This is a genomic window from Erythrobacter westpacificensis, assembly GCF_039542285.1.
Lineage (GTDB): Bacteria > Pseudomonadota > Alphaproteobacteria > Sphingomonadales > Sphingomonadaceae > Alteraurantiacibacter > Alteraurantiacibacter westpacificensis.
The window spans coordinates 1-18,694 of the sequence record NZ_BAABHV010000008.1; the positions used below are offsets into that span (position 1 = coordinate 1).

At 60.2% G+C, this 18,694-nt stretch carries 22 protein-coding genes and 2 tRNA genes; 17 read left to right on the forward strand and 7 right to left on the reverse strand.

What is annotated here, in order from left to right; translation table 11 throughout:
• Positions 1-704 precede the first annotated feature (704 nt).
• The 5 genes from ABFX23_RS04120 (at position 705) to ABFX23_RS04140 (ending at position 4,417) form a co-directional block, all read left to right on the forward strand.
• Positions 705-1,004, forward strand: a complete 300-nt coding sequence (locus ABFX23_RS04120; protein ID WP_346031852.1) for a hypothetical protein — start codon at positions 705-707, stop codon at positions 1,002-1,004.
• Positions 1,005-1,177: 173 nt separating this feature from the next.
• A complete protein-coding gene (locus ABFX23_RS04125) occupies positions 1,178-1,456 on the forward strand; it encodes a hypothetical protein (protein ID WP_346031853.1) in 279 nt (92 codons plus the stop codon).
• Entirely contained in the window at positions 1,453-2,412 is a 960-nt protein-coding gene (locus tag ABFX23_RS04130) for a DUF7146 domain-containing protein (RefSeq protein WP_346031854.1), read from the forward strand. The genes ABFX23_RS04125 and ABFX23_RS04130 overlap by 4 nt, the downstream gene beginning before the upstream one ends.
• Positions 2,409-3,938, forward strand: coding sequence for a YfjI family protein (locus ABFX23_RS04135; RefSeq protein ID WP_346031855.1), 1,530 nt, complete (start codon positions 2,409-2,411; stop codon positions 3,936-3,938). Before ABFX23_RS04130 ends, ABFX23_RS04135 begins: the two co-directional genes overlap by 4 nt.
• A 152-nt stretch (positions 3,939-4,090) precedes the next feature.
• A complete protein-coding gene (locus ABFX23_RS04140; protein ID WP_346031856.1) occupies positions 4,091-4,417 on the forward strand; it encodes a hypothetical protein in 327 nt (108 codons plus the stop codon).
• Positions 4,418-4,741: 324 nt separating this feature from the next.
• Here the strand turns inward: ABFX23_RS04140 and ABFX23_RS04145 are convergent, their stop codons facing one another.
• Genes ABFX23_RS04145 through ABFX23_RS04155 form a run of 3 tightly spaced genes read right to left on the reverse strand, consistent with a single transcriptional unit; the run spans position 4,742 to position 5,795 of the window.
• Positions 4,742-5,032 (reverse strand): hypothetical protein, encoded by a 291-nt coding sequence (locus ABFX23_RS04145; protein ID WP_346031857.1) that lies wholly within the window; start codon positions 5,030-5,032, stop codon positions 4,742-4,744.
• Positions 5,033-5,034: 2 nt separating this feature from the next.
• The gene (locus tag ABFX23_RS04150) at positions 5,035-5,454 is read right to left on the reverse strand and encodes a twin-arginine translocation signal domain-containing protein (protein ID WP_346031858.1); all 420 of its coding nucleotides are present in this window, start codon (positions 5,452-5,454) and stop codon (positions 5,035-5,037) included.
• Entirely contained in the window at positions 5,451-5,795 is a 345-nt protein-coding gene (locus ABFX23_RS04155; RefSeq protein ID WP_346031859.1) for a hypothetical protein, read from the reverse strand. The genes ABFX23_RS04150 and ABFX23_RS04155 overlap by 4 nt, the downstream gene beginning before the upstream one ends.
• A gap of 151 nt (positions 5,796-5,946) precedes the next feature.
• Between ABFX23_RS04155 and ABFX23_RS04160 the strand changes: the two genes are divergently transcribed.
• The 3 genes from ABFX23_RS04160 to ABFX23_RS04170 are packed head-to-tail and all read left to right on the forward strand — an operon-like array spanning position 5,947 to position 6,916.
• On the forward strand, positions 5,947-6,165 hold the full coding sequence (locus tag ABFX23_RS04160; protein WP_346031860.1) for a helix-turn-helix domain-containing protein: 219 nt from the start codon (positions 5,947-5,949) through the stop codon (positions 6,163-6,165).
• Complete coding sequence (locus tag ABFX23_RS04165) at positions 6,165-6,716, forward strand: hypothetical protein (RefSeq protein ID WP_346031861.1); 552 nt, start codon at positions 6,165-6,167, stop codon at positions 6,714-6,716. The genes ABFX23_RS04160 and ABFX23_RS04165 overlap by 1 nt, the downstream gene beginning before the upstream one ends.
• The gene (locus ABFX23_RS04170) at positions 6,716-6,916 is read left to right on the forward strand and encodes a hypothetical protein (protein WP_346031862.1); all 201 of its coding nucleotides are present in this window, start codon (positions 6,716-6,718) and stop codon (positions 6,914-6,916) included. Before ABFX23_RS04165 ends, ABFX23_RS04170 begins: the two co-directional genes overlap by 1 nt.
• Positions 6,917-7,133: 217 nt before the next feature.
• Here ABFX23_RS04170 and ABFX23_RS04175 read toward each other — a convergent pair whose 3' ends face one another.
• Positions 7,134-7,313: a hypothetical protein gene (locus ABFX23_RS04175; protein WP_346031863.1), complete on the reverse strand. Its 180-nt coding sequence runs from the start codon at positions 7,311-7,313 to the stop codon at positions 7,134-7,136.
• A 374-nt stretch (positions 7,314-7,687) separates the two neighbouring features.
• Complete coding sequence (locus ABFX23_RS04180; protein ID WP_346031864.1) at positions 7,688-8,122, reverse strand: PilZ domain-containing protein; 435 nt, start codon at positions 8,120-8,122, stop codon at positions 7,688-7,690.
• Between the two features lie 260 nt (positions 8,123-8,382).
• On the opposite strand from ABFX23_RS04180, the gene ABFX23_RS17740 reads away from it, so the two are divergent.
• The 7 genes from ABFX23_RS17740 (at position 8,383) to ABFX23_RS04210 (ending at position 15,561) form a co-directional block, all read left to right on the forward strand.
• The gene (locus ABFX23_RS17740; protein ID WP_428831644.1) at positions 8,383-8,514 is read left to right on the forward strand and encodes a plasmid mobilization protein; all 132 of its coding nucleotides are present in this window, start codon (positions 8,383-8,385) and stop codon (positions 8,512-8,514) included.
• Positions 8,511-8,804: a hypothetical protein gene (locus ABFX23_RS04185; protein WP_346031865.1), complete on the forward strand. Its 294-nt coding sequence runs from the start codon at positions 8,511-8,513 to the stop codon at positions 8,802-8,804. The genes ABFX23_RS17740 and ABFX23_RS04185 overlap by 4 nt, the downstream gene beginning before the upstream one ends.
• A 99-nt stretch (positions 8,805-8,903) precedes the next feature.
• Positions 8,904-9,230 carry a hypothetical protein gene (locus tag ABFX23_RS04190; protein ID WP_346031866.1) on the forward strand — a complete coding sequence of 109 codons (327 nt, stop codon included), beginning with the start codon at positions 8,904-8,906 and terminating at the stop codon, positions 9,228-9,230.
• Positions 9,224-10,201: a hypothetical protein gene (locus ABFX23_RS04195; RefSeq protein WP_346031867.1), complete on the forward strand. Its 978-nt coding sequence runs from the start codon at positions 9,224-9,226 to the stop codon at positions 10,199-10,201. Before ABFX23_RS04190 ends, ABFX23_RS04195 begins: the two co-directional genes overlap by 7 nt.
• A complete protein-coding gene (locus ABFX23_RS04200; RefSeq protein WP_346031868.1) occupies positions 10,198-14,721 on the forward strand; it encodes a thermonuclease family protein in 4,524 nt (1,507 codons plus the stop codon). Before ABFX23_RS04195 ends, ABFX23_RS04200 begins: the two co-directional genes overlap by 4 nt.
• Complete coding sequence (locus tag ABFX23_RS04205) at positions 14,721-15,155, forward strand: hypothetical protein (RefSeq protein WP_346031869.1); 435 nt, start codon at positions 14,721-14,723, stop codon at positions 15,153-15,155. Before ABFX23_RS04200 ends, ABFX23_RS04205 begins: the two co-directional genes overlap by 1 nt.
• 193 nt (positions 15,156-15,348) lie before the next feature.
• Entirely contained in the window at positions 15,349-15,561 is a 213-nt protein-coding gene (locus ABFX23_RS04210; RefSeq protein WP_346031870.1) for a hypothetical protein, read from the forward strand.
• Between the two features lie 899 nt (positions 15,562-16,460).
• Here the strand turns inward: ABFX23_RS04210 and ABFX23_RS04215 are convergent.
• A tRNA-Thr gene (locus ABFX23_RS04215) sits at positions 16,461-16,536 on the reverse strand.
• Between the two features lie 61 nt (positions 16,537-16,597).
• A tRNA-Cys gene (locus tag ABFX23_RS04220) sits at positions 16,598-16,671 on the reverse strand.
• Between the two features lie 134 nt (positions 16,672-16,805).
• Between ABFX23_RS04220 and ABFX23_RS04225 the strand changes: the two genes are divergently transcribed.
• Both ABFX23_RS04225 and ABFX23_RS04230 read left to right on the forward strand, forming a co-directional pair.
• Positions 16,806-18,287 carry an FAD-dependent oxidoreductase gene (locus ABFX23_RS04225; RefSeq protein ID WP_346031871.1) on the forward strand — a complete coding sequence of 494 codons (1,482 nt, stop codon included), beginning with the start codon at positions 16,806-16,808 and terminating at the stop codon, positions 18,285-18,287.
• 111 nt (positions 18,288-18,398) lie between these two features.
• A complete protein-coding gene (locus tag ABFX23_RS04230) occupies positions 18,399-18,692 on the forward strand; it encodes a PilZ domain-containing protein (protein WP_346031872.1) in 294 nt (97 codons plus the stop codon).
• The last annotated feature ends 2 nt before the right edge of the window (positions 18,693-18,694 follow it).

The following is an 18,694-nucleotide window of genomic DNA, read 5'->3' on the forward strand; positions in this document are numbered from 1 at the left end:
TCAATCCGAGACGAGGCCCACACTCCGCTGATCTACGCCGCGAGTTGTGCCAAATGTTCTGACGACGGACACTAAGTTCGATCAGGCTATGATTGATTGCGGGGTGAGAGATGCGCAATCTAGGTCCCTCGAGATCCTGCGGCGAGATGGACTTCGCCATTGGGAGAACTCCTATGAGGGAGAAGAAGCCAGAGAAGACCTAGGTTTCAGTCTAGCAACCAACCGCAAACTTTCCGGTGATCCCGATCCCGATGATGTGCCGCGCGGCTATGATCTTGAATTGCGGTCCTATGCTACTCGGGATTACGTGTATGCGGTCGTCTCCCGCTGGGCCTCCTGGTACTATCAGGTCCAGATTAGTCCCCGGCGCGTCCGAGCCTGCTGGGGCGAATACCGGCGTTTCCAGAGAGAAACTTGATTTCTGGCACGGTTCAAATCCCAGCGAATCCCCGCTGATAATCATGCTTCCCGAAGGTCCATTATGGTGATGGGCCGGACGGAGATGCATGGTGAAAAAACTACATACAGAAGAGCAGGAAGCTGCCCGAATTGGGCTTGCCCCGAAAACACTAGCGAACCAGCGGTGCAAAGGCGACGGACCTCCATTTCTCAAGCTTGGCCGCTTGGTCCGTTACGACCCAGAAATGACTGATGCGTGGTTAGCTGAACACGTTCGCAATTCCACATCGGAAGCGGTGTGAATAATGGGCGCTCTCGCAAGGGGAACGCTCCCTGAAAAGCGCAGGGGCCGCAACACGCTTAGCGTGCGCGACCCCCAAATCGAACGCATCCTTGGCGGGCTTGCAATCGAGGCGCAAGATATAGCGTCTGTTCGTCTTTTTGGCAATCAATTGCTGGCCTCGGTCCGTCGCTTCAACGCTGGGCGCGAAGTGATCCAGGGTAATCGCCGGATCAGCAAGCGCGAAGCGGAAAGCATCTGGCGGCAACAGGTGGTTCGCAAGCCGAACGCCTTGGCAGCACGTTGGAATGGAGGGCAGGCATGAACTCTCCCTTCAAGCCAACGCAAGCCGCAATAGAGGCCGCACGGCCAACCGCTGTGCGCTGTGGTCTGACGCACGTTTCCGTTGCCCCTTTCGGTAATGGCTGGTCTGCGGTGTCATGGTCGCCAAAGAGCGGGCCTGATCCCCTCTGTCTGCCGCGACCGTATGACCTGGCCGTGGATCATGCGCGGGCCTTCGTCGCACTGCGTCCCCTTCGCTGTGTCCTCGACCTGCCGGATGGACTGGGCGATCTAGAGGGCCGTGGCCTTATCCACGTAGAGGCGAACGACAAGGCGATTGAAGTCGTCCACGAAAGCGCGAGCGGCAGTAGCTTCGCAATCCTGCACCGCTTCATGCTGGGCAACGAAAAGCGCGCCCTCCTGTTCGCCCTCGATAAGCTGCCGGAATATCCGAACCGCAAGGGTGCCAGCCGCCTTGGGAGGGTGTCGGTATGATGGACTTCAATCAAAGGGTCTATCGTGGCACCCGGCAGCAATTCCAGCCGCTCGACCTCGATGCAATCCGCGCTCAATACCCGCTCCCCGATGTGGTGGTGGGTGCCGGGGCGAAGCTTAGGCGGGCTGGGAGTGAATGGAAGTGCTGCTGTCCGTTACATCACGAACGCACGCCTTCATTCACCATCTACAGTGGCGGCGAACGCTTCTATTGCTTCGGGTGCGGTGCTGGCGGCGACGTGCTGGATTTTGTCCAGGCGTGGCACGGTGTCGGTCTGCGTGAAGCTGCGGCGCTGCTGGGTGAAGGTGAATTGCCCTCGGTGTCGCTTCCACCCCTGCCTGCGAATGACACAAACGACCGTTCGGACGAAGCCTTGGCGATTTGGCGCGCCGCTGGATCTGTCGACGGCACGCCAGCCGAAACCTACTTGCGCTGGCGCGGTATCACGATTGAACCGCCGCCCTCCCTGCGTTTCGCAGTACTTCCTTACGGAAAGAGCGGCCCGGACCTGCCTTGCCTCGTCTGCTGCGTGTCGTCGCCGGAAGGCCCGTTGCAGGGCATTCAAAGGGTCTATCTGGCTCCCAATGGCAGAGGGAAGGCTGACGTTCCGAAAGCCAAGCTATCGCTCGGCCCGGTCGGTGGCGGTGCGATCCGACTGGCCCCCCTCGATGGCGGCGAACTGGTGGCCGTTGCTGGGCCGGAGGAAGGGCTGACGCTGCTGCAATGCCTGTCCCGCCCTGTGTGGGCTGTCACTGGCGATGTGATGCTGCCTAAGCTGCGTTTCCCTGCCGAAGTGCAGCAAGTGGCTATCGGGGGCGACAATGACGCCTCCGGGCGCTCGGCGGTAGCCAAAGCTGCCAGCGCCTTCGCTCAACGTGGCCTTACCGTGCGGACGTTCTTTCCGCGCGAGGGACACAAGGACTTCAATTCAGAACTTATGGAGGCCGCGCAATGACGGCTCAATCAATACAATCGCGCTTCGATGAAGGCGAACGGATCAACATCTGGTCGGTACCAGATATGTCGGTGCTGAACGCTGGGCGTCGGTCGCCTGTGCCGATGCCTACAGGCCTGTTCGGTGAAGCCTTCTCCCTGCTGGCAGATATTGCGGAAGGCACCAGCACGCCGCCCGATTATCCTGCGCTTGCTTTCCTGTCGTCCTGCGCCAGCCTGATCGGCGGAAAACGCCGTGTTCGCCCTTACGCAACATCGCCTTGGTCTGAACCCTGCATCTTGTGGGTCGGCGTGGTTGGTGATCCCAGCTCGCGCAAATCCCCGGCTCTCGATGTGGTGACGGAACCTCTCCGGGCAATCGAGCGTGACCATGCCGAAAGCCACCAGTCCGCAATTCGGAATTGGCAGGAGCGGACAGAGTGCGCGAAGGCTGCAAAGAAGAACTGGCAGGACAAGCTGGCGAAGGCCGTCAAAGATGGCCTGCCTTCGCCGCCGATGCCGGATGATGCAGAGGAACCGCAAGAACCTGTGCGTCGTCGCACGGTCATAATGGACGCAACGCCGGAAGCGGTCGGGGCGATCCTGGAGGGTAATCCGCAAGGAACACTGCATTTCCGTGATGAATTGGCCGGATGGTTCAGTTCCTTCAATCGCTATAGCTCCGGTGGGGATCGGGAGTTCTGGCTAGAAGCCTATGGCGGTCGGCCTTACACGATTGATCGCAAGACTTCTGCCAAGGGGCCGATTATTGTTCCCTTCAACGGAATCACTGTCTGCGGAGGCATACAACCTGCCAAGTTGGCCGATGCGCTGCTGTCGTCCCCTGACGATGGCCTTGTTGCCCGGTTCCTGTGGGCGTGGCCTGACAAGCTGGGCGTGGTGCGTCGTCCCCGGCAAGCTGCCGACATGGGGGCGCTTGAAGGAGTCTATCGTCGTCTCGATGGCCTTTCGTGGGGACAGGATAGCGAAGGAAGGCAATCGCATATCACGCTGCCCCTTTCCGACCATGCGGCCGATATTTTCGAGCGCTGGCAACAGGACAATGCCGCGCTTGATGACGACGCCTCGGCGCTGTTCAAATCCTTTGTCGGGAAAATGGATGGCACGGTTCTGCGGCTGGCGCTGGTGTCCGAGTTGATGGCGTGGGCATGGGATGGCGATGCAGAGCCGCGCGAAGTGTCGGCGGAGTCCCTTATCGCTGCGGCTGAATGGGTGGACGATTACGCCAAGCCAATGTCGGAGCGTGTCTATGGGGACGCGGCATTGCCGAAGGTGGAGCGCAACGCTTCGATCCTCGCCCGCTATATCGTCAAGCGAGGCTTCGATAGGATCAACCTGCGGACATTGAAGCGCGCCCCTCACAAGACAAGCCTTCCCGGCCTTCGGTCTAGCGAAGTGATGAACGCGACCGTGGAATATCTTGTCGATGCTGGGTGGTTGATGCCTGACCTTTCGAGGGATGGAGAGACGCCCGGAAGGCAGCGCCTAGATTATCTCGTCAATCCGGCTGTGCATGGGGCTGCATGATGGGCTGGCGTGAATATGCTGAAAGCGTCCAGCAGGGCCGGGACAATAGGGACAATAGGGACAAAAGCCCCCTTCCGGCACCTATTGTCCCTAACGTCCCTAATGTCCCAAGGGTGGTTGCCGATAGTCTTGCGAGGGATTGGTCTCGGGCGTTGACCCAGGTCGATCCGTGCCAGCCGCGCGGGGGAATTGATCCGGCCCGTTGGAAGCGCCTGCATGAGCAATCGCTGTGGTGGCTCGGTAACTACGGGGAACAGGCTGCGCGTGATGGCTGGGGCACTGGCGATGTGTTCGGGCTGCGCGTCGGCTATGAGCGGCGCGGCGGTCTGATTGACCAATTGGAAAACAGCCGTGCGCTTGTGATGGAAGGCGGGCGGGCAAGTTGGCGAACCTATGGGGTCAGGTTCACGTATGCCGCTGGTGCCTATCCTGACTTACCCGCGTGGTGGAGACTAGCTGCCCGTGATGATAGCCTTTGATCCAATTGAGTTTCCGGAGAAGGTCGATAAAGAGCAATGAGAAGGCGTGCTTTCCACTCGACCCGTAAGGTGCGCCTTCGCCTTCCACTCCCGAGAAATTGGCGGGCGTAAGCGCCTCAGTAACTATTTGAAGTTACGCAGGCTGCGGGGCGTCGATACCCCAGGTTTCCCTGGCTCCCCCTGATCTTCATCGACGCCCCAACCTCTTATCAGATCGGACAATTGGTGGCGCGCCTTTGGGAAGCACCTTCATTCACTGTCGGACAAATAAAAGGGGCCGCAACCATCACTGGCGCGGCCCCTATCGGTGTGGCAAAGTTGGAATTAGCGGCCAGCCCACTCGCCAGCGTCGGATATTTCACAGCCCGGCCCCACATACACCCTGCCGTGCATTGCGAAGGTGTTGGAGCCTGTGTTGCTTTCATCCTCGTCGCATTGCCCGGCTGGGTCGTCGTCTTCCATGTCCTCCGCTGGGGCGTCCAACTGGTCCAGGTGGTCAATCAGTCTTTCCGCGAGAGATTCCAGCGCATCGCGGGAAAGGTGCGGGATAGCCTGACCGATAAGGGTGAGAGGGGGGAGGGCTTGCGCCCCTCCCGCGTTTGGTTGTGTCGCCATGTTCACGCCTCCAGCGAACGGAGTGCGGCGAGCAACAGGCGGACATTCCAATCAAAGTCCGGGTCGTCCTGCTCGAAGGCGGCAAGGTTGCGTGTAGCAATCAGCTCGTCCTGCCGAAGCGTTTCCAGCGAGTGAGCCAGTGCAATCCAAAGCTGGATGGCTGCTCCATCCTTCGTTGCTGCCTTGGCTCTGCGTATGTCTTCCTCTGCCTTATCGACTAACTGCCACAGGCGATTTTCCTCCCGGGTGTCCCACTCGTCATAGGAAACCGGAAGCACATTGATTGCGGTGCGGGCTGCAACCCAGCGTTCCCATGCTTCGAGAATGCCTGCGTCTGCATCTGCCGCAATAGCTTTGCCGGGGATGGTAAGGGAGGCCGCTGCGACGGCGCTCCCGGTGATGAAGTTACGGCGGTCAGTCATGCTCGCACTCCCGGAAATGCTGCGGTCTGCGCATCGCAAACCAATTGCTCGACAATCTGGGGTGCCAGCCACCAACCTTGCACGATTTCCTCATCCCGAAAGACGCGAAGCTTGATGAGCAATTCGCGGCTGTCCTTGGCGGGGTGAAGCAGGAAGGCGTTCAGGGCGTCGCAATTAGCTTGGCAAAGCTGATCGCTTACCTCCTGCGGCAGGTCGTTACCCACGTTGTCAGGGGCATAGAGCGCCATATCCCATTTAGCTTTGGCGTGCTTCAATGCGGCGAAGAGGATATCGAACTCGTCGGGATTGGTTGCGGTCTCGTCTTTGGGTAGGGTGTCCATAGTCGTGCCCTCGCTAGTAGGGTTTCGATTAGCGGCGGGTGGAAAGGTAGTAGCTTCCGCTCGCCGCGCCTCGGCCTCATGCCTTGGCTGATAGTTTTCTAACAGCCGTACAGATTGACAGTCAAGCCCCTCTGTTATATTTCTATCACCTATGAATGGAAAGCAATGCAAGATGGCGCGGGTCGGCCTTGGCCTATCGCCGCAGGAATTGGCTTCGCGGGCGGGTGTTCACTACATCACGTTGCGGCGGCTTGAGGCTGGCGAAAGTGTTTCGGAAGACACGCGCGATAAGATTGAAGGGGCGTTGTCCGATGCTGGTGCGACCTTCTCCAAGCGCGGCGGCAGAATCGGCGCGACGGTGCCTGAATAATGGCGCTCCCCGATGATTACACCGATACCCTTGCCAAGCTGGGCGAGGCGTTTGCTGCATACGAAACTGCGACCGGTGTGCGGGCAGTTCTAGTTGGTGGCGCGGCGGCTGCTGTTTTGACAGATGGAGAGTTCATGTCGGCGGACTTCGACGTTCTGGCCGCGAACGATATTGCGTTCACCGAGGCGATGGAGGGCGCGGGTTTCGAGCATGACAAACTGGCCGGTCATGGTGATGGTGGCTGGTTCCATCCTTCCCAGCCGCGATACGTTGTGGAGCAGGTCTCTGGACGCTATTTTGATGGTCGAGGCGATAAAGGTCGTTGCCTACAGATGCGGGTTCGTGAAGGCTCTACGGTGGTGCTTCCAGCCGTGGAGGACATTATTGCGGATCGTCTGGGGCAGCATGAAGTTTCGCAAGGTGATGCGTCCATGTTGGAGCAAGCGAGGGCGCTCTATACGATTGCGCAGGATTTAGATGTTAAGTATCTGGTGCGCCGAATTTTGGAAGAGTCTGGCAATCCGGCCCTTTTGGGACTATCTAGAGACTGATGAAGACGCTTGAACTCAACAGCTACCTTGCAGGCGTAAAGGCGCGCAAGGCTGCGCTCGGCCTCGATGAAGGGGCGGAGGCTGTTGACGCGCGCCGCAACAAGGGCGGGCGACGTAGCGCCTCCAAGCGCGCGCTCCTCCGTAAGGCCGAGAAGCGGGCGAAGGCGGCTAAGGTCGCTCCTGTTCCTAGCTATTATTGATGCAATTCGGGGATGGCTTGACGCCTGTTTGGGCGCTGGTTGGCATCCTTGGAGCGATAACAACTGTGGCATGGTTGCGCGCTGCATCTGCGCTTGAAAAACACGGTTTTCAATCCGCTCACACCAATATCACGCTGCGCAATGCCGCTGCGGGCACTGCCCTTACACTCGGTCTCGCCAGCTTCCTTTTGATCGTGCCTCCGCTCGCGCTTTTGTTTTAGCGCCCGTCTTGCTCTCGTAAGGCCAGGACAATTTCAGGGCACAGGTTGCGCAACTCGATCAGCGCAAGATACGCCTCGCCTCTCACCTGAAATAGACCGTTATGAACCCCGGCCTCGGGGAAAGCCTTGCACCTGTCGAAAGCGTTTTGGACGCGGTGGGCTAGGTCTTTGCTCATGCCCCGCCATGAACGAACAGGGAACGAATGCGCAAGCGGAAATTCTTGGCTGCGGGGGTGGGGCGCCGATGAAGAACAGGGGAACCAGGTGGACCTGGGGGATCGACGCCCCAGAACCGTAATGCCGCGATTCGATTAACAAATCTTTGAAACAAATCGGTTTCGGGCGCAATCGGCGCTAGGCATACAGGATCACCGCTGAAAGCATCACCACATGCACTGCAAGTGTTATCGCAAACCCTCTATCCATTCTGCAACTCCGACTTTTGCGCTCTGGAGTAGCGGCAACTCGTGAACAAAAAGGTTTCGCGGTAGAGAGGTCCTGAGAGGTAAGGTTTTCTGCGGGGGAATGATATCGCGGACAGCCTATGCGATCATCGTAGGCTGTGCTCCGTGCGGATATTCTCCAGCACGGCGGGATGAAGCGGGTTCTCGAATTTGAGGCCCACAAAATTCTGACGCCGCCACCTGATAACGGCTCCAATGGGTCCAACGGTTCCAATCTTGATTGTCACTATTGACCCCGGTTTTGCATGGGAGAGGTCTTCCACTCTGCATCCGCGCGTCGAGAGGTCGAAAATAGTCACTTCGCGGCTGCCATGAGAGCCATACATCCGTCCGATCAAGGTCACATCGAACCTTGGTTCGTCTCGCTCCGCCTGCGCACCGTCCTGTTGAACTGAGGCGTGCTCCGCATTGGGGGATAGAGCTGACTGAGCCTCGGACACCGGTGGTTTTTTGTGAGGATGAAGCTCGTTGAACAATTTTTCCGCGACCACCCAGAAATTTTGCTCGCTGCCAAGGTTCACGGCTGGACGCCCATTCAACCAACACGCCCATACCTCTCCGTCTCTGGATACAAGGAAAGGGTCGTCGTTCATCGGGCAAGGCAACCTAAGCTAGCAAGTTTGGGGCGAAGCTGTGAAATAGCACCACGAGCCCCAAGTTCTACCCCCAGTACGCGAAAGCCATTCACGGAGGTCCCTAAAACCTCAAGCGAGGTTGACTTTTTCGTTTCGATGTGTTACTGACGCGGCACCTATCGTCGTGATGACAGAAAGGCCGACACATGAACACGGAACACATCACGTTCCGGGCAAGTCCCGTCCTCGCTGCCGCCCTTTATTCGCGGGCGCAGGAGGCGGGTTGCTCCGTCTCCGAATATCTCCGCAGCATGGCGCGTGATCGGGTGGGGCTTTGACCGCCACCGCATCCTTGCGGCCCGAACCTTCGCTCGGTGAAATACTGGGCGAGGCGCTTCGCACTGCGCCATTAGTCGATGACTTCACCTTTCGCGGGGCACAGGTGCTTGCCCGCGATCTGGCCGAGCGGCTGGGCGTCCTCGAAGGCGACGTTTTCAACGCGCTCTGCACCATCCCCGACAGCATGCTTCCGCTGCTTCGCTCCCCTGATGGCTGGGCAGTGCTGGCCAGCTTCATCGCTGCCGACTTCGGCACGGCGTTGAACAGTTTTGCTCCCTCGATCCATTAGGAGAGCACCGTGCCTAAAGAACCTACTGCGTTCGGACTGCTCGCCATGGCCGCTAGAGGCGACCTCCAAGCACAGCGAGAACTTGCCCACCGTGCCGCATTGGAAGCCGTCAATCCCGATAGCAAAGCCGATCCCATGGTTTGCCTGATTGAAGCGGCCTTGTTCGCCAGGATGGCCGCTGCTCATGGCGAGACGCAAGACCAAGGTCATTTCATATCGATTACCTCGATGATGTGCATGCTGGAGGGAGAAGATTCCACATGCGCGCCGGTCGCGGAAGCTATCGCGCGCCTCGCAATCGCGGCTGATGCTGGCAGTGATTACGCCTCGGACATGCTGCCAGGGCTTGCCGAGCAAATGACACCTGAACTGATGGCGCAAGCGAAGGAATTGCAGCGCCAGATTACTGGAGAGAACCAATGCTGAGCGCGTCCAAGCTTCCTAAAAAGAACCTACTTGCAGCGCCCCCCGTGCCTGCCGTTGGCCGGGGCTTGTTACCCAATCCGATGGCGATGCAGAAGCAACCGCTCGGTCTGTTCGGCAATGTTTCGCACTCGATTGGCGATGAGGCGCGGAACATGCCAGCATCGACTAAGCCCCCAGAAGGGGCAATGGCAATCTCTGCTCCAGCAAGTCGGCCTGTCCCCAATCAGCAAGGCGGTTTTGACTACGAGGCTGCGCGAGCTAGGTTGATGCCGCAACAGCGTGAACCCAGCGACCTCCAACGGATTGCCTCAATCCTGATGCCAGCCCTTGCCTCACTTGCAGGCGATCAAGAAGGCGCGCAACGCATCATCGACAACATGCAATATCAGCGCAGACTGCGTGCCGAACAGGAACGGTATGCAGAGAACACGCTATTGGGATGGGAGCGCGACGATTACGAAGCGCAGCGCGATGCTGACCTACGAGCTTCTTCGCCGTTTACTATCGGGCGGGATCGGCTGCGCTTTGATCCACAGACCAACAGCACCACAACCATCTACGACGGCTCTGAAGACTTCGAACTCTATGCGCAGGAACTAGGCCTTGAACCGGGGACGCCCGAGTATTTCAAAGCTGTGGAAGATTACGTTCTGCGCTCTTCGGGGCCGTCTGCTCACGAACGCGACATGAGCCTGGATGATCACCGCACAGGCAACGACCGCTCGCTAGAAGCCTACAGATATGGCAATCGCCTTGGACTGGAGGGCGTGCGTCAGAACAATCGACTCCAGCTTCGCAACACGCCTCAAGCCCGCTCCGCGCCTACCCGCTCGGGTGGTCGTTCGCGCAGTACTTCCAGCGGGGCACGCGGCTTTGGCCGTGCGGTGGTGCGTGCTGGTGAACCTACTGCGACCGGTGCGAACGGCGAGACGCTCGTTGTCCGTGGCGGTGAGTGGGTGCCAGCCGAGTGAGCGGCCGCCTGCCTCCATTGCCGGTCGGTGCAAAACTGAATGGCGGTCTGCCGCCGTTACCTAGCGGTGCTAAGCTTAACACGGGCGGCATTGGCTTCGACCGCGCTGCACGCTCTCGCCCTGTGTTGGGCGAGCCTGTAGATGGCGACACAATCCGCAGGGATGGGGGCAATGTGCGTTTATGGGGCATCGACGCGCCGGAACTCGATCAACCGGGTTGGACGCCGCAAGGTGAGCGTGTGCCTGTCGGGGAGGTGTCGCGCGATGCCTTGGCGGCATATCTGGCGCAGGGCACGCCACTCATGGGCGATACCGCTATGGAGTCCTGGGGACGTCCAGTTGCTCCGGTGACGGTCGATGGCAGGGACGTAGGCCAAGACATGCTTCGCTTTGGCAACGCTTTTGCTGCGCCAGATTACCTGTCGGCGGACCCGGAACGCCGCTTCGACTATGTAGGCGCAGAGCGGCTGGCACGGCTCAATCGGCTGGGTGTGCATGGCGTGCAGACGCCGGACCCTGCCGAATATCGGGCGATGAATGCAGAGGAACGCCGCTATCTTGAAGGCGAGAGCACACGGCGCGAGCTGCTTCCCGAACAGCAGGTGCGTGGGCATTCGTGGTTCAATGAAACGCCTTTCGAGGGGCTGACGCCGGAAGGGCGGGACCAATGGCTAGGCATCCTGCGCAGCGGCTCGGCAGCCGAGATTGCGGCCACCGCGCGCGAACTCGGTTTTACCATCGATGAAGACCGCAACCGCGATTGGGTGGCGTGGCGCGACAAGGAACGTGCGGAAGGCCGGGAACCTCCCATTGGTGACAGGGTGCTTTACGAGCGCGAGGCTCCGCGCCCCCTGATTGATGGCGGTGGCGGTATGACGGGCGCTGGCGTGCGCAGCTTCGTGGACGGCTTCGTTCTTGAGGGGCTGGGCGAGGCTGGCGCTGTAGTTGATACGCTAGGCGGCACTGGGGGGCGGGAAAACATCTTCAACAGTGATCGCCGCTTTGCCGACATTTGGCACAATAACAATGATCAGAACGCCGCAATCCTAGGCTATGACGAGGCGAGCTATCCGGGTACCTCGATGGCGACCGGGATCGCTGGCGGGCTGACTTCGGGCTTTGTCCTCCCATACTCTCAAGGTCTGCGTGCCCGGAACCTAGCAACCTATGGCGGTGCCTATGGGGCCGGGGCTGGCTTCCTCGGCACAGACGGGACGCTTGCGGACCGGCTGACGGGCGCAGCTATTGGGACTGCGGTGGGCGCTGTTGCTGACCCTGCTCTAGCTAAGGGCCTCGATCTGGCTGCGCCGTTCGTCGCGCGTGGTGCTCGTTCTGTTTCGGATCGGGTGACAGGTCGCCGGGTAGCTGAAGGAACCGGAAGCGAAGCGGCGAACAACAACGCCCCTGACTTTGTGCAGTCTGACCTGCCCCCGCTGCCCCCCGGTGCAACTCTCAACGTTCGTCCGATGGCAATGGATGGGGATGCGCTGCCTAGCGTTCAGAGTGACATTCCGCGGCCCCAACGCCTCGACCAGCCGCTAGATGATTCTGCGCGCCGGGAGATTGCAGAGATGGTCAATCCCCGCGACGTTCTGCCAATCCCCTCCAATCGCGTCGATGGGGTAGAAGAAGCGGCGCAGGTGGATGCGGGCCGCTATGTCGAAGCCACGGCACCGGATGAACGCGGGGCGCTTGAGCGTCGCACGGTGCGTAACATCATGGGCCGCGATGTGCCGAAGGTTGGTCCGATTGATCTTGTCGGATGGCAGCGCCTGCGTGGTGGGCTGCGCGATGAAAACGGCGAACTCGCCAGCTTGGGAATCTTGAATAACGCGCCGCGCCGGGGGATGGATTTCGTCGGGCAGGAAATGCGCTTCGGACCGATGCTGGCCGACGATGGCATGACGCTTGATGATGCTGCGTTCGCCGCTTGGGAAGAAGGCTATTTCCCGGAACTGGCAGAGCGGCCCGATGTGAACACGTTCCTGGAGGCGCTTGGGGAAACCTATAACGGCGGCTCCGGCCGCCGCTTCCACGTTGACGACTTCCCGGAACTGGATGCCTACTATGGCAGGCAGACCGAACGCCTAGACCTCGAACGGCAGCAGGCGGAAAGCAATGTGCCGATTTATTCGGACAGAAGTGTTGCGGCTGGGGGCGATCAGCCTTTTCCGCCTGTTGAAGCCTATGAGGAATGGCCGTCCGATGCGATTGAGCGCGTGGGCAATATCGACGTTACGCGCCTCGATACACCGCAGGACATTCGCCGCGCTCTGAAGACTTCCCACAATGCGTTGGGCGGCTTTGATGCTGCGACACGCGGGCGGATTACCCAAGCCGAAACAGAACGCCTGGCATCCGAACTGAACATGACGGCGGACCAACTGCTCAAGCGGCGCAAAGGGCAGGCGTTCAATGCAGAGGAAGCCTTGGCCGCGCGTCGTATCTTGGCGAAGTCTGGCAACGAGCTGGTGAACGCTGCACGCCGCATACGGCAGATGGGCGATGAACCCGGCAGCGAGGCGTTGGCAGAGTTTCGTCACAAGTGGATGCGGCACGTAGCGATTCAGGAACAAGTGGCCGGCATGACTGCGGAAGCGGGGCGTGTGCTGCAACAATTCCGGCAGGCAGCGAACAGCCGGGAAGTGCGCGGCGATGTGCTGGACGCTCTTGTTCGTGGCGGTGGCGGATCGGATCGTCTGACAGAAGCGGCGGACCTCATTCTTGAGGCGGCGGAAACGTCACCGGGCAAATTCAACGCCTTTGTCGAGCAGGCAGCGAAGCCCAAATGGCGCGACAAAATTTCAGAGCTCTACATCAATATGCTGCTCTCCAATCCGCCTACGCACGTGGTCAACATGGTGAGCAACACGCTCACCTCTATGGCGCAGATTCCCGAATATGCGACCGGGGCGGCTATCGGTGCTGCGCGCCGCGCTGTGATGGGGGATCGGGCGAAAGAGTCAATCCGGGCAAGCGAAGTCGGGGCGCGTTCGATCGGTCTAATTCAGGGGGCCAAGGAAGGGGCCCGCTTGTTTGCGCGCGCCCTTCGCTCTGGTGAGCCTGACGACTTTTCGAGCAAGGTGGAAGGCGACCAATACAACGCTATCAGGGGACTGAAGGGCGAAGTGATCCGGGTGCCTACGCGCCTGCTCACGGCGGAAGATCAGTTCTTCAAAGGCGTTGCGCGCCGAATGGAATTGAACGGGCAGGCCGCACGCATTGCCAGCCGTGAGGGCTTAAAGGGCGATGCGTGGGACGCACGCGTTGCCGAATTGAGCGCGAACCCGACCGATGAAATGCTGCAACGTTCGTTGGATTACGGGAAATATCTCACGTTCCAGACCAAGCTGGGCGAGTTCGGTTCGTCGGTGTCTCGCATTACCGCGACCAACCTTCCGGCGAAGGTGATTGTCCCCTTTGTCCGCACGCCTATCAATCTGCTTAAGTTTGCAACGGAACGCTCCATTGCCGCGCCGCTGCTGAAAGAATGGCGGGCAGACTTCCGGGCAGGTGGTGAGCGCCGGGACTTGGCCGTTGCAAAGATGCTGCTCGGCACTGGCTTTGCCGCTGTCATGTATGAAGCGGCGCTTGATGGCCGAATTACTGGAGCCGCGCCGCCTGACCCTGCGAAAGCTCGGTTGATGTATGCGGACGGCTGGCAACCCTACTCGATCCGGGTAGGCGACCGCTGGATTTCCTATTCTCGCCTAGATCCATTCTCCACCACGATAGGCGTCGCAGCGGACATGGCGACGCTGCCGGAGAACCTGACAGAACGGCAACAGGACGATAAGGCGACAATGCTGGTGGCCTCGATCATGGGGAACCTTGCCAGCAAGACTTGGCTGTCTGGTGTGTCTGCTTTCGTCGAAGGCTTGAGCGATCCGGGTCGGTATGCCGACAATTGGTTGCAGCGCACGGCTGGGGCCTTTGCCGTCCCCGCTGGTGTCGCTGGTGTGGCGAGAGTGATCGATCCGGTATCGCGTGAGCGTGAAACAGTAGGCGATGCAATACAGGCCCGCGTGCCGGGTATGTCCAGCGATCTCATGCCGCGCCGCGATGTGTTCGGGGAGCCTATCGAATTTGACAGCCTCGGCCCGGACATGGTGTCGCCGTTCTGGCAATCGCAGGCGCAGGACGATCCTGTTGTTTCGGAAATGCTGCGCATCGGAAAGAGCGTTAGCGCGCCCGGTCGGCAATACACTGAAGACGGCGAAAGGGTGGACTACACGCCGCAGGAATATGACCGCTACTCGGAGATTGCAGGTCGCCTGACCTATAACGCCCTGCTCGGTGAGATCGCCTCGCCGCAATGGGAACACATGACGGACAAGCAGCGCCACAAGGCTGCTAGCGACGCGATCCGGGAAGCAAGGGCAACGGCGCGGGGTGTGCTGGACGATATGTCCTATTCCTTGCCTGAACGCGGGGAGATTCCTTCAGACCTCCCAGCCTTGCCGCCCGGTGCCAGGATGAACGGTTTGCCACCTCTCCCAGCTGGGGCGAGGTTGAACTGATGGCGAAGGCACCGAAAAATAGCGGGCGGAAAACGGACGGGACATTTGCTCCGGGCAATGCGCTGGGCGGGCGCAAGCCGGGTTCGCTAAACAAGACGACGATGGCGGTTCGGGAACTGCTGGACGGGGAAGCCGAGAGCCTAACGCGCAAGGCTATCGACCTCGCTCTAACGGGCGACGGGCCTGCGCTGCGCCTGTGTCTGGATCGTATCGCGCCGCCACGGAAGGACACGCCAATCGAGTTTAAACTTCCGCCCATTGAGACAATCGAGGACGCGGCGAAGGCGTCGGCTGCGCTGCTGGCTGCGGTCGCTGCCGGGGAAGTGACCCCCGATGAAGCCGGACGCGTCATGGCCTTGCTGACAGCGCACAAGCAGCTTGTGGAGAGCGGGGAACTGGAAGCGCGCATTGCAGCACTTGAGGCCAAGCAATGAGATTGAAGGGTCGTGTCGAAAAGCTGGAGCAGGTGCGACCTCACGCTGCCCTGTCTCAATCTGCACGCCGCTGGCTGGGCATTACACTCACGCCAGCCGAGAATGCGCAAGCGGATCGGGAGGAAACGGAAGCCTTGCCCTTCGATCCCGTGGCGGTGGCAAATGATCCCAACCTATCAGCGGAGGTAAAGGCATGGCTTCTACAAGCATGAGCAAGCGGGTCGCCGCACTGGAAGGCGCTCGGGGCGTCTTTCGCGGTCCTGCGATCTGGGTGCTGCGCCAAGCAGGCGAAACTACGGCGGAAGCAATCGCTCGCTATGAGGCAGAGCACGGGCCGCGCCTGCCCGGCCAGTTGGTCATAATCTGGCAGCCGGTAAGCCCAAGGCCCGAGCAATGCGCAGCTTGAGAAACCGGGTGCAAGCATTGGAAGACCCGCTAGGTGGGAAAAGGCTGCCTGCGTGGAAAGACGCCAATTTCAAGCCGTGGAACCGCGTCATTCAGCATCTAGGCCAGACAGAGGCGGAAGCAGTCGCAGCATATGAAGCCGAGAGCGGGCTGATGGGCGACGACAACCGAATCCTTCGAGTGATTATCAGGAAGTCGGGTAGTCGCCGCAATGCCTAACGTCCCTATTGTCCCTTTTGTCCCGCCTGCCTTTCTTGAGGGCGACGACGATCTGGCGGAAGGCTGGACTGATTGGGATGGGGGGACTGGCAAGAGCTTCAAAGCCCGCTGCTATAGAAAAACCCCACCAAGCTATTCGGACCAAAGTGCAGATCCGTGGGCTTTGCAGCTTACCCACTTCCGGAACCTTCACCTCCATCGAGAGCCAATTGGGTCGGGAGGGGAAAGGGATTGCCTTCGGTACAAAGTGATAGAGTGCGGGGATAGAAGCTATCCGCTTCTTACTTATCTGATTTCCGATCAGGAAAAGTACTACTCTGGACAGGATTACCTAAAGTCATTCTTTGATATCTATACGAAGATTTCAAATTTCGCGAAGCGCGTCGCCCGTTCCGCTCACATCAGTTGCGATTATCCAAAAGTCACATTCCCCAAGGCGGGGGAGCGATAATAGACTTACCGGCCGTTCAAGAGTGCCAATATCGTGGGTCGCAGCGACACCCGACGGAACCTCCAATTACTTCAGTGGTCGGCATTTGGCCTGTTGAGGGGCTTTTGGAATGTCGAAACATCCAGTTCGAGTTTCGGAAAGTGCTCTTCGTGCTATCTATGTGATTGCTAGCGCCGATTAGGGCCTATACGCAAAATGCGCGAATAGCGCTCAAACCCGCGGAAATGCTGTGGTGCCGCTTACAGGACTCGAACCTGTGACCCCATCATTACGAATGATGTGCTCTACCAACTGAGCTAAAGCGGCGATCCAGCGCTGCCCCTTAGTGCCGCCATCGCCGTTGGGCAACGGGGAACTGCGGGGAAGGTGGAGGCCCGAGCCGGAATCGAACCGGCGTGCAAGGATTTGCAGTCCTCTGCGTAACCACTCCGCCATCGGGCCGGAGCCGCGGCAAGTAGCGAGTCGTTTCCCCATGTGCAACGGTTTCTTGGCGAATACGGTCCAGCGTCGGTCTGGACGAAGTCAACAAGTGTAGTCTAGGCACAGCCTCACGTTCCAGATGGAAGGATTAGCCCGTGGCCGACGACAAGCCGAAAATGCAGCGGATCGAGGGGCACAAGGAAGAACGCTTCCTCGGCTCCGACGTCTTTTCCAGCGACAGCCGTAACCTGCCCCCGCCCAACGGGAGCGGAACGGTGCGGGAAGACGCTCGTGACATCGACATCTATCACAAGTGCGACGTGGCTGTGATTGGCGGCGGCCCGGCCGGCTGCGCTGCGGCCTGGGCTGCGGCCAAGGCGGGGGCGGACGTGTGCCTGCTGGAGCGGTACAATTGCCTCGGCGGGCTTTCCACGGGCGGCCTCGTCATGTGGATCGACCGCATGACCGATTGGCAGGGCAACCACGTAATCCAGGGCTATGCCCGCCACTTCATCGACCGCATGCCGCCCGAAGGCGTGGCGGGGCCTCCGCGAGAGGATTGGGGCAGCGCCGATCCAGTCAAGGCTGGATACTGGGGGCAGCGAACCACGGCTTTCCACGGCATCGTGCAATGGGCACCCACGCTGGATCCCGAACGGATGAAGCTCAACAACCAGGAAATGCTGCTGGAGGCGGGCGTCCGCATTGTCTTCCACGCCTGGGCTGCGCGTCCGCTGGTGGAGGACGGGAAGGCCAAGGGTGCGATCTTCGAAAGCAAGATGGGTCGCCACGCGCTGATGGCGAAAGTGGTGATCGACACCACCGGCGATGGGGACATGTTCGCCCGCGCCGGCGCCGAGTACGAGGACGATATCGAGGAAGGCGATGTCCACCACTCGATGAACACCGGGTGGGTGCTGGGCGGAGTGGACATGGACCGCTGGATCGACTGGAAAGTCCACCATCCCGACGAGCTTCGCCAATTCATGGAGCGTGGGCGCGAGGAGCTGGGCTACTTCCAGACGCCATATGTCAGCTGGCGGCCCGATATCGCACTGTTCCTTGGTCCCCGCCAGAGCGGGCTTTCCGCGCTGGATGTGGACGATCAGACCGAAGTGGAAATTCGCAGCCACCGGCTGATGGAGGGGCACTGCCAGTTCTTCCGCCGCCACGCGCCGGGCTTCGAGAACGTCTATTCCCTGCAAAGCGCCAGCCAACTGGGCGTGCGCCACACGCGGCGGCTGGCAGGTGTGGGCAAGGTGTTGCGCAGTCACTGGGCGGAGTCCGACCCACTGCCCGACGAGATCGGTGTTTCACCGTCGCTCAGCCCCAAGTTCCCCGTGGTCTCGGTCGGCTATGGCTCGCTCGTACCGCGCACCCTTGACGGCCTCCTGGTGGGCGGACGGCACATCAGTTGCGATGCCAACAGCCACGGCTTCATGCGCGAAATCCCGCAATGCTGGCTGACCGGGCAGGCGGCTGGCGTGGGTGCAGCCCTGGCGGCAGACCAGGGGGTGCAACCGCGCGAGGTAGATGTGGATGCCATTCGCAAGGTGCTGCGCCAGCAGGGCGCCCATCTGCATGACGATGACGCAGTGGCTGCCATGCGGCATTCCGAGAGTGTCCCGGCGCAATAAGGCCCCGCTGCGAACCCTTAGAAAAATGTCCGCTTTCCTGCCGGTCACGGTAACGTTCCGGTAAACAGCTTCCGCCTAGTCTTGCCGTTCACACGAAGAGACGGATTTCAGATGGCGGCAGGATTGATGGAGCGTAACGGGGCGAAGGTGGTGCTTGTGAAAGTGCGCGCGCGAACCGGCGGCTCCGTCGACCTGGAGGTTCTGGATGTATCCGCCGGTGGCTGCATGGTAGACTTTCGCGGGTCCGCCGCCCGTCCTGGCGAGCGCGTGCTTGTAACCCTTCCCGGCCTTTCCGCCCTGCCGGCAGAACTAGTCTGGGCGGAGGACGGAAAAGCCGGAATCGCCTTCGAAGCTCCGCTGCACGAAACGGTGCTGGAGCGGCTGAGGGGCCTGCTGGGCGCCTAGCC